Annotated in this window: 11 protein-coding genes and 1 pseudogene; 8 read left to right on the top strand and 4 right to left on the bottom strand. The window is 41.4% G+C overall.

Going from position 1 to position 17,602, the window contains the following annotated elements:
• Positions 1 to 550 precede the first annotated feature (550 nt).
• From MTN96_RS15620 to modF, 4 genes and pseudogenes are all read left to right on the top strand, one after another.
• Positions 551 to 913: a hypothetical protein gene (locus tag MTN96_RS15620; protein WP_036981026.1), complete on the top strand. Its 363-nt coding sequence runs from the start codon at positions 551 to 553 to the stop codon at positions 911 to 913.
• A complete protein-coding gene (locus MTN96_RS15615; protein WP_248532182.1) occupies positions 913 to 3,243 on the top strand; it encodes a fatty acid cis/trans isomerase in 2,331 nt (776 codons plus the stop codon). Before MTN96_RS15620 ends, MTN96_RS15615 begins: the two co-directional genes overlap by 1 nt.
• Before the next feature lie 127 nt (positions 3,244 to 3,370).
• A pseudogene (locus MTN96_RS15610) lies at positions 3,371 to 5,072 on the top strand (response regulator).
• Between the two features lie 67 nt (positions 5,073 to 5,139).
• Positions 5,140 to 6,591, top strand: coding sequence for a molybdate ABC transporter ATP-binding protein ModF (gene modF, locus MTN96_RS15605; RefSeq protein ID WP_248532181.1), 1,452 nt, complete (start codon positions 5,140 to 5,142; stop codon positions 6,589 to 6,591).
• A 6-nt stretch (positions 6,592 to 6,597) separates the two neighbouring features.
• On the opposite strand, the gene MTN96_RS15600 is transcribed toward modF, so the two are convergent.
• From MTN96_RS15600 to MTN96_RS15585, 4 genes are all read right to left on the bottom strand, one after another.
• Positions 6,598 to 7,476 (bottom strand): TraB/GumN family protein, encoded by an 879-nt coding sequence (locus MTN96_RS15600; protein WP_069438789.1) that lies wholly within the window; start codon positions 7,474 to 7,476, stop codon positions 6,598 to 6,600.
• A gap of 100 nt (positions 7,477 to 7,576) precedes the next feature.
• Entirely contained in the window at positions 7,577 to 9,511 is a 1,935-nt protein-coding gene (locus tag MTN96_RS15595) for an LTA synthase family protein (RefSeq protein WP_248532180.1), read from the bottom strand.
• Positions 9,502 to 9,873, bottom strand: coding sequence for a diacylglycerol kinase (locus MTN96_RS15590; protein WP_008112748.1), 372 nt, complete (start codon positions 9,871 to 9,873; stop codon positions 9,502 to 9,504). Before MTN96_RS15590 ends, MTN96_RS15595 begins: the two co-directional genes overlap by 10 nt.
• Complete coding sequence (locus MTN96_RS15585) at positions 9,870 to 11,543, bottom strand: phosphoethanolamine transferase (RefSeq protein ID WP_248532179.1); 1,674 nt, start codon at positions 11,541 to 11,543, stop codon at positions 9,870 to 9,872. The genes MTN96_RS15590 and MTN96_RS15585 overlap by 4 nt, the downstream gene beginning before the upstream one ends.
• Positions 11,544 to 12,071: 528 nt before the next feature.
• Between MTN96_RS15585 and ilvG the strand changes: the two genes are divergently transcribed.
• The 4 genes from ilvG (at position 12,072) to ilvA (ending at position 17,474) form a co-directional block, all read left to right on the top strand.
• On the top strand, positions 12,072 to 13,721 hold the full coding sequence (gene ilvG / locus MTN96_RS15580) for an acetolactate synthase 2 catalytic subunit (RefSeq protein ID WP_138622887.1): 1,650 nt from the start codon (positions 12,072 to 12,074) through the stop codon (positions 13,719 to 13,721).
• Positions 13,718 to 13,960, top strand: coding sequence for an acetolactate synthase 2 small subunit (ilvM, locus tag MTN96_RS15575; RefSeq protein ID WP_008112745.1), 243 nt, complete (start codon positions 13,718 to 13,720; stop codon positions 13,958 to 13,960). The genes ilvG and ilvM overlap by 4 nt, the downstream gene beginning before the upstream one ends.
• A 101-nt stretch (positions 13,961 to 14,061) precedes the next feature.
• The gene (ilvD, locus tag MTN96_RS15570; protein WP_248532178.1) at positions 14,062 to 15,918 is read left to right on the top strand and encodes a dihydroxy-acid dehydratase; all 1,857 of its coding nucleotides are present in this window, start codon (positions 14,062 to 14,064) and stop codon (positions 15,916 to 15,918) included.
• A 2-nt stretch (positions 15,919 to 15,920) separates the two neighbouring features.
• Complete coding sequence (ilvA, locus tag MTN96_RS15565) at positions 15,921 to 17,474, top strand: threonine ammonia-lyase, biosynthetic (RefSeq protein WP_036981045.1); 1,554 nt, start codon at positions 15,921 to 15,923, stop codon at positions 17,472 to 17,474.
• The last annotated feature ends 128 nt before the right edge of the window (positions 17,475 to 17,602 follow it).

The raw sequence follows: 17,602 nt of genomic DNA, 5'->3' as shown, positions 1-17,602 counted from the left end.
GTAATAATTAACGTTTAAGTTAATTGTTAGAAAAAGGTCACTTAGGTGGCCTTTTTTAATGGCTGCGATTTACATCATGTGAAGGTGGCGCAGTTACCTTAGGCGAGCAACTATCGTAGAGTAATAATTAGCCTAGCTAATTAATACGAAAAAAACCGAGCTTAGCCTCGGGTTTTTTAATGCCTGCAATAAAATAAAGGTTTCAGGTGCAAGGTGTTAGGTAAAGCAGCTCGGTGTTAATTTTAACACTGTCACTTGGGTTGAGTTTTATCGAACTTAGAGGGTAAAGCATGAAGGTTCTGCAATTACCTTGGGCATCGGTGCTTTGTAGCAACGATCGTTGAGTTCTCAATTACTGTAATGCTGCAGGTTTCAGGTTTTAGTGAGTGAAGTTTGGCGTTCCTGTTGTTGTCGTAACGAAGTTTAAAGCAGCATTGATACCGCTGCTTAAAAAATTAACGAAACTATTTTAAGGCTTGTTTATCGTTATTTAAGTTGGAACGTTGTTATAATAGGTAATAATTAAATAGTCAGTAGCGCAGAGAGTCCAATGGAACTTCAACAAGATAGCAATTTAACCCTTCCTTTATTTATTCTAGATGAAACACTAAGTACCCGTGACTTAGCGCAGCCTGACTTGGAAATTTCAGTTATTTTAAGTGATGAGCTACTTACTCAACTATGCCAGAACCCCAGTGCTGACAGTAGTATAGGCATTAGCATTGCAGACTATGAGTTGAATATCATCAATTCAAGCTTTGCTACCGTAGCGCATAGCGAGCATGATGCTCAATTAACCATAACACAGGGGCCTCTATTAAGCGCTGTGGTGACTACTGTTGAAAACCTAACATTCGTATCACCGCAAATCGATATGATGCCTACGTTCGATTTAGGTGATGAGACAGAATAATGAAAAAAAATATTATAGGTACTTTTGTACTGATTATCTTAAGTGGTTGTGCTTACTTAGGTAATGCACATTACAATGAATTATTCGGTCCTGAGCAAACACAAGATCGTATAGTTGCTCATAATAGCGGTGCTGGGGCTGAGTTTTTACAGCAAGTAAAGCCTGTACTCGATAACCGCTGCGTGGTTTGTCATGGCTGTTATGATGCGCCTTGCCAATTAAAACTCTCTTCTCCTGAAGGTATCGACAGAGGTCTCAGTAAAGAGCTGGTTTACGATGGTACTCGGTTGTTAGCCTCAACGCCGAGCCGATTATTATTTGATGCAACCACGACTGAGCAATGGCGAGATAAAGAATTTAGCCCGGTATTAAACGAGCGAGCACAAACTGAAGAAGCCAATTTAGCGGGTAGTGTGTTATTTAATACGCTGGTATTAAAGCAAAGTTCACCCTTGCCAGAAGATGAAGTATTAGATGAACGTTTTGATTTTTCGCTTAGCCGCAACCAAAGTTGTGCGACGATGGGTGAGTTTGACCAATTAGCGGATGAGCAACCGCATGCGGGTATGCCTTATGGCTTGCCTGGAGTGACTACTGCTGAATTTCAGCACTTACAAAACTGGATCAAAAAAGGCGGGAAAATGGCGCACATCAAGCCGCCATCAGCTGCTGAGCTTGCGCAAGTAAAAAACTGGGAAGCATTTTTAAATCAAGATGGTTTGAAGTACCAATTATCAGCGCGCTATATTTATGAGCATTGGTTTTTAGCACACATCTACTTTAGTGATGCACAATCACCTAACTTTTTTAAGTTGGTACGCTCAAGTACTCCCCCTGGTGAAGACATTAAATTAATAAGTTCTCGTCGCCCTTACGATAACCCAAACGTTGAGCGTGTTTATTATCGACTGCTTCACGACCGTTCTACTATTTTATCAAAAACGCATTTACCGCTTAAACTTAATGATGAAAAGTTGGCACGTATTTACCAGCAATTTATTGCGCCAAATTACACTGTATCTAGTTTACCAAGCTATGAGCCTACCCTTGCATCAAACCCGTTTAAAACGTTTGAAGCACTGCCTATAGATGCAAAATATCAATTTATGCTCGATGAAGCTGAGCTAATTATTATGGGCTTTATTAAAGGCCCTGTTTGTCGTGGTCAAATAGCACTCAATGTGATTAATGATCATTTTTGGGTGGCGTTTGCTGATCCTAAAAAGGTAGCGACTCCGGCGGTAGGTAAAATGCTGGTACAACATGAGGATGCATTAGAGTTGCCCGCAGCAGAGGAAAGTAATGCGTTACCGATTTCTAATTGGGTAAAATACTCGGTTCGCGAAAAACGTTACTTAAAAGCCAAGGTAGAGCTTGCTAATAATCTGTTTAAAAACGGCGAGCATTTAACCACTGACTTATTGTGGAAAGGGGATGGGCACAATCAAAATGCGGCACTGACTATTTTTCGACACTTTGATAGTGCAACTGTAGTTAAAGGCTTTATTGGCCAACAACCTAAAACTATGTGGGTGCTTGATTACGCGCTGTTTGAGCGTATTCATTACTTGTTAGTTGCGGGCTTTGATGTGTATGGCAATATTGGCCATCAATTAATAACGCGCTTATACATGGACTTTTTACGTTTAGAGGGTGAGCACAACTTTTTAGCTTTGTTACCTGAAACTCAGCGAGAGACAATTAAACAGAGTTGGTATCGAAAATCACCACCTAGTTTGTCGACCTTTTTTGAAAACAATCGTGAGTTTAGTCAACCCAGCGGTATTAACTATCAAACAGATGAACCGCAATCAGAGCTATATGGCTTAATTAAAGAGGCATTAGAGCCCGTTTTAAGTCCTCGTTATGACTATAAAAAAGTACCCGCACCATTAAGTGCGATTAATACCATGCCTGCTAAAGCAGTTAACTTACTGCCACAGCTATCTTATGTGCTAGTGAAAGAGCAGGATGGCCACACAGGCTATACGATTATTCACCATAACGCGCACTATAATATTTCGAGCCTACTAAACGAAGATGGACAGCGCGCCTATGAAGAAGATACGGTGACAATAGTTCCGGGCTTTATTGGTGATTACCCTTCTGCAATTTGGTATTTAAATAACGCCCAACAGGTTTCGGCCTTTGCAGAACAGTTACCGCTAATGCAAGTGGAAGCTGATTATCGCGCTTTAAAGTCTAAGTTTGCGATTCGTCGAACTCACCCGCAATTTTGGCAATACAGCGATATTTTACATCAGGTTGCCCGCCAGTACCGAGGGGTTGAATTTGGCATGTTTGATTATAATCGACTAGAAAATCGTTAGGTACACGCTAAACGGTTACAAGAGCCCAGCTTAACTAGCTGGGTTTTTTGTATTTAATAACTTAGTAATTGGTTTGCTAAGCTTAGGCTACAATTAAAACAAAAAAGCAACCTAGTTTAGGTTCAACATTGTTAAGAGTATTCGCAAACGTTATCGTTGGGCTTTAGTTGCTATTGCCTTGCTGGTCAGCGTATCTGCATTACTGATGCAATACTTCTTTTCAGTGCAAAAATTATCAATATAGCTGGCAAGCAACGTATGCTTTCGCAAAAAATAGCTTGGCATAGCAATGCATTAATTAATCAAACGGATAATCACGCACAACATCTTCAATCGTTAAAACACTCCCTTGAGTTATTTGAACAAGCCCATGAATATTTACTCACTAAAGATGAGCAAGGTAACGCAGTTTATCTAAATACACCTTTATTTGATTTATATTATGCCTCCCCAAGCAACTTAGATGCAGAAGTGTTGGCCTTTATAACGCAAGCTAAAAATTTGGTTTCTCAAAAGGAGCCTATTAATTTGGCTTCGTATTCTGTGGGCAAAGTTGAAGCATTACTTAAAAAATTAGACACTGCGGTGAGCTTATTTGAGCAACAAGCGGTAAAAAAGGTTGATTGAATCTCTAGTATTGAACTGCTTTGTTGGTTTTTTACTCTGGCATTATTGTTTTTAGAACTTAGATTTGTGTTTATGCCGATGGAAAAACGAGTTCTGCAGACCTTACAAAAGTATCAACAACAAAAAGAGTTTGCAGAGCAGGTAAGTAATAACAAAGAACACTTTATTGCACGAGCCAGTCATGAATTTAGAACTCCATTACAGGGGTTAATTACCTCGATCGATGAGCTAAAAATTCCCACTTCACAGCAGGGTATACAACGCCAAGCTCGGTATTGCTCGGCGAGGTTGTTGGCGATGTTAGATGAATTACAAGATTTACAAGCGCTGAGTTTAAATCGTTGGTCGTTAAACTCGACCTCTGACAACTTACTAACCACCATAAATAAAGTGTTAGTTGTGTATGAATATGGTTGTACTGAAAAAGGGTTAAAGTTAATCAGAGAGTTAGCAGCGAGCTTAGACTGCGCGGTAATTGTAGATCATGCACGCTTACAACAAATAGTTAATGAGCTACTTAGTAATGCATTAAAGTTTACAGAGCAAGGAGAGGTGAAAGTCATCGCTACGCTCAACAATAACCAACTATCGTTGATCGTCGAGGATACCGGCTGTGGCTTTGATCACCTTATCGAGCAATTAGAATTAGACAGCACTGAGTAATGTAACCATTTTCAAGGACTCAGAACAGGCTTACCCGTGTACAATATATTGTTAAGGCCTTAAAGGGTGAAATTTGTTTTGAAAATAATCATCAGCAAGGGGTATCTGTATTTTTAACATTACCATTAGAGATGGATACTACTTTAAGCAAGTCATCGTCAATTCCTGATAACTTACATTGTTTAGTCGTTGAAGATAACCCACTTAATATGCTGGTACTCACTAAGCTATTAACCGCATTGAACATACACGCAGAATGCGCTGAGAATGGCAAAATAGCGTGTGAAATGGTCGCCAAAAAATCTTATGACGTCATCTTTATGGATTTAAATATGCCGGTTATGGATGGGTTTGAAGCCACTAAAATCTTGCGTGATAACGATAAAACACTGCCGATTATTGTGGTTACCGCAAACACCTCTGATAGTGATCTTGCTCGCGCTAAAGCTTGTGGAGCAATAGGTCATATTCATAAACCCATAGATCAGCAAAGCATAATCGCGGCGCTAAACGATGCTTTTCTACCTGAGGTTGATTAAATCTCACTTGCCTAATTATTCCTTATTACGTTAATTTGAGTTTTTAAGCTCTGTTTTGGGATCTAATGTGCGCTCAATTTTACTACAGCAATTTAGTGGTTATTTATCTACCGATGACAGTGCTCGGTATTGTATCGACGATTTAACTTGGCAAGTAAAGCGGGGTGAACATTGGGTATTACTCGGGGGGAATGGTGCTGGAAAATCAGCACTCGCAGCAGCGTTAATTGGTGAAGCAAAACAACAAAGCGGGCAACGTCATAGTACCTTTAACAAACTACAATTAGTGTCAAGTGATCTACAAAAGCAGTTACTTAACACGCATCGTAAAAGTGAAAAGCCACAAAAAGTAACGGACATGCTCTTTGCTGAGCCTGAAATAAATAGCGATTTATGCCAACAGTTAATCACCGCTTTTAATTTTGATGCCTTACTTAATCGTGATTTTACTGATTTATCTACTGGCGAAACGCGTAAATTATTATTAATTAAAGCGCTATCTGCTAACTGTGATTTAGTTGTGCTTGATGAACCATTTGATGGCTTAGACTCTGAATCGGTTGGGCAGCTAAACCATCTATTACAGCAGTTGAGCGCACAAACCTGCTTTGTGTTTGTGCTAAACCGTGTTGACGAAATTCCAGCGTTTGTTGATCACTTTGCTTATGTGAGCAATGGTCGTTTACAACATAGCTTGGCAAAACCGTGTGCAGCAAAACGAGCGGATTTATTCAAATTACTTCATTTAGATCATACATCATTAAGTATTCCCGATGCGCCTGAATGCTGTTTTAAATCAGCGACAAACACGCCACTCGTTAAGCTCACTAATGCCCATGTGCGTTACAGCGAACAAGCAATTTTTGAAAATTTAAACTGGACGATTAACCAATATCAGCACTGGCAACTCACCGGGAAAAATGGCTCAGGTAAAACCTGTTTATTAAATTTAATTACAGGTGATAACCCTCAGTGCTATAACAATGAGATTGAAGTGTTTGGTTTTAAGCGTGGCACAGGGGAGAGTATTTGGGATATAAAACAGCACATTGGTTATATTTCAAATACGCTACATTTGCAGTATCGAGTGAGTATTTCGGCGCTTAATACTATTATTTCAGGGTTTTTCGATAGCATTGGTTTATATCAACAAGCCAGTGAGTTACAAACGCGTTTAGCTAAAGAGTGGTTGGCACTAATAGGGTTAAGTGACAAAGCAAATAGCGCTTTTACCCAGCTATCGTATGGCGATCAGCGACTATTACTGATTGTGCGCGCAATGGTTAAACATCCTGCTTTGCTTATTTTAGATGAGCCATGTTTAGGGCTTGATGAAGCAAATCGTCAACGCGTTTTACTGCTGATTGAAAAGGTGTGTGCTGCAAAAACGAGTACCGTTATTTATGTAAACCATCATGCAGCAGATACCATTAAAGGGATTGAACACACCTTAAAAATGGAAGATTTTAAACCGGCTCACTATGGGCAACAAGCTGCTCATAGTGAGACGCTTATATAAGCTTGTTTATAACTGAGTAACCTTAAACCCTTGGTCGCGAAGTTGTTTAATTAAACCATGCTGCTCAACTAAGTGCAGAGCACCTACCGCAATAAACACCTTACCTTGTTCAAGTTTAGGCGTGAGCTGAGTGACCCAATTATTATTGCGCTCAATCAGCATCACTTGCTCGCTTTGTTGACCGTATTGGCTGTCATCAAAACTGGTGTGGTAATAGCTGGTTAGGGTTTGCATATCGCCCTTTTTCCATGCATCCACTAGGGTGATAAAGTAGGTATTAATATCGCTTAGTTGCTCAAAAGTTTCTGCCATCATGGCATTGCTTAATGACTCTAAGCCATTAAACATCTGTAGTTGTTGCTCTATGGTTTCAAGCTCCGCAATGTTAATACTGTGCTTTTGCGCGTACTCGAGTATTTGCTTATCGATACCGTTTTTATCTGAATAGCCCGCGTTTTGAAACTCAATTTGCATCATGGTCAACATAACAGCCCAAGGTTTAAAACTATTGAACATGGCAATATCAATCGATTTTTTAGCAAAGTAGTTTTTGAGGAGTTGATAATTTTTTTCTGAAAGCTCGCTCTGCAGTGTGCGCCCGTTAGTAAGCAACATAAACGGCATAGAACGTTGCTGCATTTGTAATGGTGATAGTTTACTAATATCTACTTCAACAACAACTTGATTACTGTTATCCAGTGCGTGAGTGACTTTTTGTGGTAGCCCTTTCATGCTGGCATCACCCACATGCACGGTGCCAAATAAATACGAGCTAGCGCCTTGTTTTTCTATTTTGAATAGAGCCGGTGCTGCATAGCCATTGACGCTAAAGGCTAAAAGTAATAACACCATAAATAACTGACTAATACGTAATGACACGTTCATAAAATCCTATCCAAGTTTAAGTTGTTTTATAAATACTAACTTAGTTTACTTTATAGGTAACGTAAAAATGCCTGATTAATCAATCAGGCATTTTTCGGTGTTATTGATACCAATTATTGCTGTAGGCCATGTTGCCATAATTAGCCAGCGCACGAGCTTGCTTGATGAGTGCGCTATCGTTATGCTTGGGGTGTAATTGCTTATTTTTATAAATATAGGTGGTTGCCGGTTTATCTGGCTGCAAAATAACAACTTTATCGTTTTGCATGTAAGCAAAGTTTTTATCGTACTGCATCATTGCACGCTGCTTATTTTTGGCCACAGGGCGAGTGAGATCGTGACCAATCATTGGGTGTTCACCGCTGGCGCCAATAAGCGACAGTAAGGTGGCAGGAATATCCAGCTGACTGGCTAATTGATGATCGCGTTTGGGCTTAATACCGTTTCCAAAAATAACCGCAGGAATTCTAAAGTGATCAATAGGTACAAGGCTGGAACCAGACACGCGTGAGTCGTGATCAGCAATCACTATAAACACAGTATCGTCCCAGTAGGATGATTTTTTCGCCTTTTCAATGAATGTGCCAAGGGCATAATCTGCATATTTAGCTGCGTTATTACGGCTTTGCTTTGGTTGCTCAAACAGGACTATTTTACCGTCCGGAAATTCATAAGGGCTATGATTAGAACTACTAAAAATCAGACTAAAAAATGGCTTTTGCTGTTGTTGTAATTTATTCAGCTCTTTATCTGCTTGAGTGAATAAATCTTCGTCAGATGCGCCCCATGAACCATTAAAGTTAATGTTATCGAAGCTTTCACTATCAACAATATCACTAAAGCCGTTACCCAAAAAGAAGCTGCGCATGTTGTCAAAGTGACTTTCTCCACCATAAATAAACTGAGTATGGTAGTCCTGCTTTGCTAAAAAACTAGCCAAGGTAAAAAAGTCACGTTGTGATTTATCGAGTTTTACAACCGCGCGTGAGGGAGTCGGTGTAAAACCGGTTATAACTGCTTCAATACCGCGTACAGAGCGAGTGCCGGTAGCGTATAAGTTATCAAATCCCCAGCCCTGTTGATAAAGTGTATCTATATTAGGCGTTAAGGGTAAGCCACCTAAGGTACCTACATAACGAGCGCCCAAGCTTTCTTGCAGAATAATAACCAGGTTTTTCTTTTTACCTTGGTAGCTTGCCTGATGAAAAGTGCGAGTAGGGGCATTTGGATTATTAAATATTGCTTGAGGATTTTGCATGGTACTGCGTACTGTGGCGAGTAACTCCTCTTGAGGGACCTTGCCATAATATGCCTGACTTGATTGCTCATTGGAGAGCTGTTTTAACGCAAATGCTACGCTATATGATGAATTAAGCGTGAGGTCATTCAGCAAGTGGTCGGTCGAAAATGCCACCATAGCGGGGTTTAATGGACGATGGCCTAATGAATTTCGAGCGCCTAACAGTGTTAGGCTACATATAATAACAGCTAACAGTGATAGTTTTATTGCCCCTAGGGACGAGCGGTTTTGCCATTGCTGATTAAGAATTTTGTTAGCAAATTTAATGGTGAAAAAGAGCGCTAAAACAGCGAAGAGGACTTCGAGTTTGTAACCTGAAAAAATCATTTTAGAGACTTCTTTAGGATAAATAAGGTATTCAATAAATAGGCGATTAGGGCGTAAGTCGTACTCGTTAATAAACGTGGGTGTAATAACCTCAAAAAACACTAACATTGCAGCCATTATTACTAAATACCACTTTACGACTCCTCGAATATAAGCAGTTAATTTGAGAGCGTGTGCTGCAAGTGTTAGTAACAAAGCGGGGGTTATGATGTAGCATAATGTTGCTATATCAACACGTAAACCGCCTACAAAAACAAAGTGCCAGGCGCCTTCGGTAAATACACGGCCACTTTGCCACAAACTTAAACCTAATCGCGCAAAAGTTAGCAAGCATAGGAGTGCGAAAAAAAATACCGCTAAAACCCACAATGGCCCCAATACTTTTTTAGTGCTACTGATTAAGTCCATAGCACAGACCACCAAACTAAAATAGCAATAAGCATGGCGATAAAGACACTGGCGGATGCAATATCTTTAGCTAGGCCTGATAGTTCATGATATTCGCTACCGATGCGATCAACCACCACTTCGACTGCGGTATTGACCAACTCAGCAAATAACACAAACAATAAGCTGGCAATCAAGATTAATTTGCTACTTAAAGTAATTTCTTGCAAGCAGGCAAATACGCCTAGCAAACTAAATAAAACCAACTCTTGCTGAAATGCAGCTTCAAATCGGCTCATCCATTTTAGGCCGTTAAATGTATGGCTTAAGGTAAAAATTAGGCGCATTAGGCCTTGGCGTTTTATAACGGTTTTATTATTCATATTTTAGTTTCGCTATGGTTAATCGTTTGACATGACGCGAGTAAATCTTCAGAGGTTTGGTAGGTTTTACTCGCAACACCGGTTAAGCTTAAAAGGGTATGAAAAATAGCGTCGTGTGATTGCGCTAAAGTGCTATTTAAGTTGTTTAGACACTTGGCTGTAATGCGCTGATTATGCTCATCAGCCCAGATGTAAAGAGGCACATGGGTTTGAGCTGTTGGTGCAAATGCATAGGGAAAGCCATGTAAGTATGCGCCATTTTCACCGAGCGACTCGCCATGGTCAGACACATACAGTAATTGCTTATCAATATTAGCTGGCAGTGCCTTTAACTGTTCAATAACTTGAGCGTTGATAAAATCACTATAAGCAATTGTATTGTCGTAGGTGTTAACCAGTTCTTCAGCGCTACAGTTTTGAATATCGCTGCGGTCGCAGGTTGGACTAAACTGTTTAAATTTTTCAGGGTAGCGCTTAAAGTAAGTAGGGCCATGTGAACCCATCATATGCAGCACTATAACCGTATTAGCCTGACTCAAATTGGCAAGCTTGTGCTTTAAAGGGGCTAGTAACGCTTCATCAAAACAGTATTTACCATCACATAGTTCAAATGCTTTGGTATCAATATTAATGGTAGGTACGCGTGTGCAGACGTTTTTACAGCCACTGTTATTATCAACCCATAAGACATCTGCGCCTGCTTGTTGTATCAAATCAATTACGTTTTGCTGGTTATCACTGTCTAAACGAGAAAAATTGGCATGAGTTTGCAGTGAAAACATACATGGTACTGACACTGCTGTGGCCGTGCCACACGACGATACGTTATCGAAATAAGTGACATTATGTTTTTGCGTGTATTGGTTGGTATTACGCTCATAGCCTTGGTAGGCAAAATTTTCAGCTCGAGCGGTTTCACCTACCACGATGACAGTAACTCGTGTTGTACTTGGCGATGCTAAAGTTGGCGTGGTATCAATATTTTTAAATTCAATATCGCTATAAAGTAACTGGTCACGGGCGTATTTGTAGCCACTAGAGAGATATTGAAATGGAATAATTTCTTTTTTAAGAATACGGTTATTACGACCCGTTGCCGCGTAATCGGCGTAAAAGTTAACGACCACTAATGCAATCAGTGCAAAGCTTGCTAAAAGCAGTTTAAGACGACTAATAACTTCTTTGTATGGGCGGGCGCAGTTTATTTTTATTCTACTCAAAATAAAGACAGGTAATGCGGCAAAAAGCAGTAAAAAGCCAACGAGTTGCAGGTTTAAATAGCTTAACGCTTCACTAGAGTCAGTTTCGACGGTGTTTTGTATCATGGAATAATCAAACACCACACCATAGTTCAATGAGCCATATAACGCCGCACTCGAGAGCACTAGCAGCAAGTAGTTAATGGGTTTTAGTATTCCCCGAATAGAAACCACTGAAAAGAATATGATTAACAAACAAATCAGTAGTAACGGCACAGAAAACAAAAATAGCCATGAAAATGTGTGCAACGAGGTAATAGCGCTAAACGCACCATGCATAAATGGAATATTAATAACTAAGCCGTAATAACAAGCCATAAAAATAATGAATGCATTAGCACTGCAATTAAAATAAAAGCGTTTTTTAGTATTTTCTTGCGGTTGCTTACTGAGTTTGAAAGTTAAGTTCATAACACGCCTCTTTTTCGTGAACGTTGTTATGCTAGGCTGCCAGGCTTAAGAAACTCTTAAGAAATCGATTTATTTTAATTTTGTTAGATAAAATGAGGTGGCTTACTAAAAATTAATCAAACCAGAATTCAGTGTTATAAGAATAGTGAATTTCCTGAATTGAAATGAAGGGATAAAAAATCTATTTAACCTCGTTTAATTGAATTTTAAAACCTGAGCAAGCGTGTTTTTATAATTATTTTGAATTGAATTTGGTGTTGACTTACCGCCCTGAGCGCGGTACTAATATAAAAAGACAGCGAAACAAGATGTTCGCAGTGACTAAATCTTAAATGGTACTGAATTTTATGCTTAAAAATGCACTTAACCTAGTCCTGATTATTATCGTGGTGATTATTCCCGCGAGGGCTTCGTAGTGCTTTAAAAAACTAAGCATTGAAAAGCCCTCCGCACTTAACCGTCCGGGGGGCTTTTTAGTTTTAGAGTTAAATTTTTAATGGGTTGTCAAACAGGAATGAGGATTTACTAATGACAGGCGCAGAACTAACAATAGATTTACTCGCCAAACACGGCGTAGATGAAGTATTTGGCTACCCAGGTGGTGCTATTATGCCCATTTACGATGCCTTGTATGGTGCGCCTGTAAAACATTATCTTACTCGTCATGAGCAAGGTGCAGGGTTTGCCGCCGTGGGCTATGCACGCAGTACTGGACGTTTAGGTGTGTGCTTGGCAACATCAGGCCCTGGAGCTACTAATTTAATTACCGCATTGGCAGATGCCATGATGGACTCAGTGCCTTTACTTGCTATTACAGGGCAAGTACCAACCGCCGCTATTGGCTCTGATGCTTTTCAGGAAATTGACGTGCTTGGCATGTCGCTTTCATGTACTAAACACAGTTACATGGTTGAGCGAGCAGAAGATTTAGCCGAAATATTACAAGAAGCGATGCATTTAGCACAAAGCGGCCGTCCTGGCCCCGTTTTAGTTGATATCCCCAAAGACATTCAAATGGCGCAGGTGCCTTTTAAACCTTGGTTAGCGGCAGATGAATACTTACCGCAACTTGATTTAAACCAAGTTGCTATCGCCAATCAATTACTCAGTGAAGCCAAGCAACCCGTAGCGTATGTTGGTGGGGGCGTTCATGCCGCTGATGCGCAAGCGCAGTTAATGCAATTTTTAAATAAAACGCAAATGCCTGCGGTTTCAACTCTTAAAGCATTGGGCAGTGTATTACCTGATTACGAATATGATTTAGGGATGCTAGGTATGCATGGCGGTCAAGCGGCTAATTTAGCCGTGCAAGAATGTGATGTATTAGTGTGTATTGGCGCTCGCTTTGATGACCGTGTAACAGGCAACCTAGCTAAGTTTGCTGCAAAAGCAAACGTGATTCATTTAGACATAGATGCAGCCGAGGTCGGTAAACGTAAACCCGCAAAAGCGTCATTAATTGCAGATTTAAAAACTTCACTTCCCGCCCTTGAGTGCGTGGTTACACCAAAAGCGTGGTGCGATCATAATAAACAAATGATGGTTAAGCATGCATGGCGCTACGACTATCCTGGCGAAAAAGTATTTGCCCCTTATTTACTTAATCAACTAAGCCAGCGTATGCCAAGCACCAGTGTTGTTTGCTGCGATGTGGGCCAGCACCAAATGTGGGTAGCTCAGCACATGAAGTTTAGCCACCCTTGCAACCATTTGAGCAGTGGTGGTGCAGGCACTATGGGATTTGGTTTACCCGCGGCTATAGGTGCACAGATAGCGCGTAAAGATGACTTTGTCATCACCGTTTCAGGTGATGGTTCAATCATGATGAACATTCAAGAGCTTGCCACTATTCGCCGTAATAATTTACCAGTAAAAATACTGATACTTGATAACCAGCGTTTAGGCATGGTGCGCCAATGGCAGGAGTTATTTTTTGAAGGGCGCTATAGCGAAACTAACTTGTCAGATAACCCTGACTTTGTACAGCTAGCGGCTGTTTTTGGTATTCCTGGGCAAACGATTACCCATGCCAATCAAGTGGATGATGCAATTACTGCCTTATTAAATAGCGATGGGCCTTACATTGTTCATGCTTGTATCGATGATAAAGAAAACGTATGGCCACTTGTTCCGCCTGGGGCTGCTAACGATGAAATGATGACGGAGAAAGCACAATGAAACACAACTTAACAATTGCCTTAAAAAGTCAAAGTGTCGCAATCGAGCGCTTTTTACGTGTCGTACGTCATCGTGGTTTTGACTTGACTCACTTGCAGCTCAATATGGACGATGGCCAATATAATATGGCCATGACGGTTGATAGTGATAAACCAATTTATTTGCTTACCAGCCAGTTAAATAAGTTGGTTGATGTGAAACATGTGACGCTACAAAGCTTACAGCAACAAGCTGTATAAAATAAATTTAACGAATTTTACGAATAACCGGTTATTTGGTTATTCATCAATTTTTCGAATGAGGAATGCCCGCATTAACTGCGGCAAACACTGAGGTAACTATGGCTAAATTAAGAAGTGCAACCACCACTGAAGGGCGTAAACGCGCAGGCGCAAGAGCATTATGGCGTGCAACAGGCATGACTGATACCGACTTTGGTAAGCCAATTATTGCTGTTGTGAACTCATTTACGCAATTTGTACCGGGGCACGTGCATCTTAATCAGCTTAGTGAACTGATGGCTGAAACCATTACTCAGGCCGGTGGTGTACCAAAAGAATTTAATACCATTGCTATCGATGACGGTATTGCCATGGGTCATGGCGGTATGCTTTATTCACTGCCATCGCGCGATTTAATTGCCGACTCGGTAGAGTACATGGTGAACGGCCATTGTGCCGATGCGATGATTTGTATTTCTAACTGCGATAAAATCACCCCTGGGATGATGTTAGCTGCGCTGCGTTTAAATATACCGGTTATTTTTGTATCGGGTGGCCCTATGGAAGCGGGTAAAACTAAATTAGCCAATATCGATATTAAACTCGATTTAGTAGATGCCATGGTTAAAGGTGCCGATGAATCGGTAAGTGATGCCGACTCAGAGCAAGTTGAACGCTCAGCATGTCCTACCTGTGGCTCGTGTTCAGGGATGTTTACTGCCAACTCAATGAACTGTTTATTAGAAGCAATAGGCCTTGCGCTGCCGGGTAACGGTACCACGCTTGCGACCCACAAAGACCGTAAACAATTGTATGTTGAAGCAGGTGCTCGCATCGTTGATTTATGCCGCGAGTACTACCAAAAAGATAACCAAGACGTACTGCCTCGTGCCATCGCTAATAAAACCGCATTTATGAACTCTATGGTGGTTGATATTGCCATGGGCGGCTCATCAAATACGGTATTACATTTACTCGCAGCGGCACAAGAAGCCGGTGTAGATTTTGATATGTCACATATTGATGAGCTTTCACGTAAAACGCCATTTTTATGTAAAGTCGCGCCAGCTACCGCGCAATACCACATTGAAGACGTACACCGCGCTGGTGGCATGATGGCCATAGTACGCGAGCTTGGTAAAGCCGGCTTGGTTGATTTATCGGTTAATCATGTTGCCGGCATGACCATGGGTGAGTTGGTAAAAAAATGGGATGCAACAGATCCTAATAACGAAGCGGCGCGAAAGTTTTACCGCGCGGGTCCGGCAGGCATTCGTACCACCAAAGCAATGAGCCAAGATTGTCGTTGGGATGAGGGTGATAACGACCGTGAAAACGGTTGTATTCGCAGTGTTGAACATGCATTTCGTCAAGATGGCGGCCTTGCCGTGCTTTCAGGTAATTTAGCGGTTGATGGCTGTATTGTTAAAAGTGCCGGCGTTGTCGATGAAATGCTGCATTTTGAAGGTACTGCTGTTGTTTATGAGTCTCAAGATGACTCTGTAGAAGGGATTTTAAATGGTGAAGTAAAAGCCGGCGATGTAGTTGTAATTCGCTATGAAGGACCTAAAGGCGGCCCAGGCATGCAAGAAATGCTATACCCAACCAGCTACTTAAAATCAAAAGGCTTGGCTGAAAAATGTGCCTTGATCACCGATGGTCGCTTCTCGGGTGGTACGTCAGGTTTATCAATTGGCCATGTGTCTCCCGAGGCAGCCAGCGGTGGCGCGATAGCTTATGTTGAAAATGGCGATAAAATTATCATCGATATTGCCACTCGAGAAATCACTTTAGCATTAAGCGATGAGGAACTCGAAGCTCGCAGGCAAAAACAATTGGCTCGTGGTAAACAAGCGTATAAGCCGCTTAACCGCGATCGCTATGTCTCATCTGCGCTTAAAGCGTATGCGCTACTTGCAACCAGTGCTGATAAAGGTGCGGTTCGCGATTTAGCCAAACTGGAGGAGCTTAGTTAGGTATGGTTTCTCAAGAACTCGATTATTTTCGCGCGATTATCCAAGCCAATATGGAGCCTTTAGCTAAGGTGACTGAGGTGAGTGAAATGGCCGAATTGAGTGCACGATTAGGTAATCATGTTTGGTTAAAACGTGAAGATCAGCAACCGGTGTACTCGTTTAAATTACGTGGTGCTTTTAATAAATTAAATAAGCTGCCAAAGGGCTCGGTTGTGATCACCGCATCGGCAGGTAACCATGCTCAAGGGGTGGCGCTGAGTGCTTCACACCTAGGGCATAAAGCCACTATTGTCATGCCCGTAACCACGCCTGAAATTAAGGTTAATGCGGTAAGAGCATTGGGCGGGGAAGTCGTGTTACATGGTCATCAGTTTGATGCCGCAAAGGCGTATGCGCTTGAATTAACTGAGCAGCGAAACGGCGTATTTGTCCCTCCATTTGATGACCCCGATGTCATTGTTGGTCAAGGCACAGTTGCCCGTGAACTAATGCAACAGCTGAACGACTTAGACGTGGTATTTATTCCTGTTGGCGGCGGCGGATTGCTGGCGGGTATGGCGGTATACATTAAATCGCTGCGCCCAGATATCAAAGTGATTGGAGTCGAGGCTAATGAAAGTGCTTGTTTAAAAGCTGCCATGGAAGCGGGAGAGCCTGTAGAGCTAGAAAGAGTAGGAAGCTTTGCCGATGGTGTTGCCGTAAAAATAATTGGTAGCGAAACATTTAGACTGGCGCAAAAGTTTTGCGATGAAGTGGTGACCGTATCAGATGATGAAATATGTGCTGCCATGCAAGATATTTTTGTATCAACCCGTGCTATTGCCGAACCTTCAGGCGCACTTGCAACTGCAGGGCTTAAAAAATGGTCTCAGCAGTCGGGTTTAAAGGGGTTAAACTTAGCGGCTATTTTGTCTGGTGCTAATTTAAATTTTGATCGCTTACGCTATGTAGCTGAGCGCACTGCGCTGGGTGAGAAGAACGAAGCTTTATTAGCCGTAACCATTGATGAAAAGCGCGGTAGTTTTAAGCAGTTTTGTGCATCTTTAGGTGGGCGTGCTATTACCGAATTTAACTACCGATATGCAGGGCCTGGCGAGGCGCAAATTTTTGTTGGTATTGCACTGCGCCAAGGGTTAGCAGAACTTGAAGAGCTTAAACAAAGTCTAACAGATAACAAATATACCTTTTGCGATTTGTCAGATAACGAATTAGCAAAGCTGCATGTACGCTATATGGTTGGCGGTAAAGCGCCAGAGCAGTTACATGAACGCTTACTAAGGTTTGAGTTTCCAGAGTACCCAGGCGCATTGGCGCGCTTTTTAGATACGCTGGGTAGTAACTGGAATATCACTTTATTTCACTACCGTAATCATGGCGGGTCAATGGGGAATGTATTAGCAGGCTTTGCTATTGAACCAAGCCAATATGAGATGTTTAATGAGCACTTAAACCGCCTAGGTTACAGTGTTCAAGACGAAACCCATAACCCGTGTTTCACCCAGTTTTTAACTACCCAACCTCAAGCAGAAAAGCTTGAAAAGCTCGCCTTAGCATAATCCTACTTTAAGCAGGCATCTTCTGTGGATGCTTGCTTTATTAGCTGCTTTACATATAGTTACGTTAATCACTACGTTTTTTGGAAACTCTCTTTGTTACTTAAAGGAATGATAATTAGCGCCTGCCT

It is taken from the genome of Pseudoalteromonas sp. 2CM28B (genome assembly GCF_023161935.1).
The sequence above is the reverse complement of the archived record's forward strand: the minus strand, read 5'-3'. Positions and strand labels throughout refer to the sequence as shown.

Bases quoted from the DNA above. Each gene is read 5' to 3' on its own strand.
- MTN96_RS15620 (WP_036981026.1), top strand. From the start codon at position 551: ATGGAACTTCAACAAGATAGCAATTTAACCCTTCCTTTATTTATTCTA.
- ilvD (WP_248532178.1), top strand. From the start codon at position 14,062: ATGGCTAAATTAAGAAGTGCAACCACCACTGAAGGGCGTAAACGCGCA.
- ilvG (WP_138622887.1), top strand. From the start codon at position 12,072: ATGACAGGCGCAGAACTAACAATAGATTTACTCGCCAAACACGGCGTA.
- MTN96_RS15595 (WP_248532180.1), bottom strand. From the start codon at position 9,511: ATGGACTTAATCAGTAGCACTAAAAAAGTATTGGGGCCATTGTGGGTT.
- ilvA (WP_036981045.1), top strand. From the start codon at position 15,921: ATGGTTTCTCAAGAACTCGATTATTTTCGCGCGATTATCCAAGCCAAT.
- MTN96_RS15590 (WP_008112748.1), bottom strand. From the start codon at position 9,873: ATGAATAATAAAACCGTTATAAAACGCCAAGGCCTAATGCGCCTAATT.
- MTN96_RS15600 (WP_069438789.1), bottom strand. From the start codon at position 7,476: ATGAACGTGTCATTACGTATTAGTCAGTTATTTATGGTGTTATTACTT.
- MTN96_RS15585 (WP_248532179.1), bottom strand. From the start codon at position 11,543: ATGAACTTAACTTTCAAACTCAGTAAGCAACCGCAAGAAAATACTAAA.
- MTN96_RS15615 (WP_248532182.1), top strand. From the start codon at position 913: ATGAAAAAAAATATTATAGGTACTTTTGTACTGATTATCTTAAGTGGT.
- ilvM (WP_008112745.1), top strand. From the start codon at position 13,718: ATGAAACACAACTTAACAATTGCCTTAAAAAGTCAAAGTGTCGCAATC.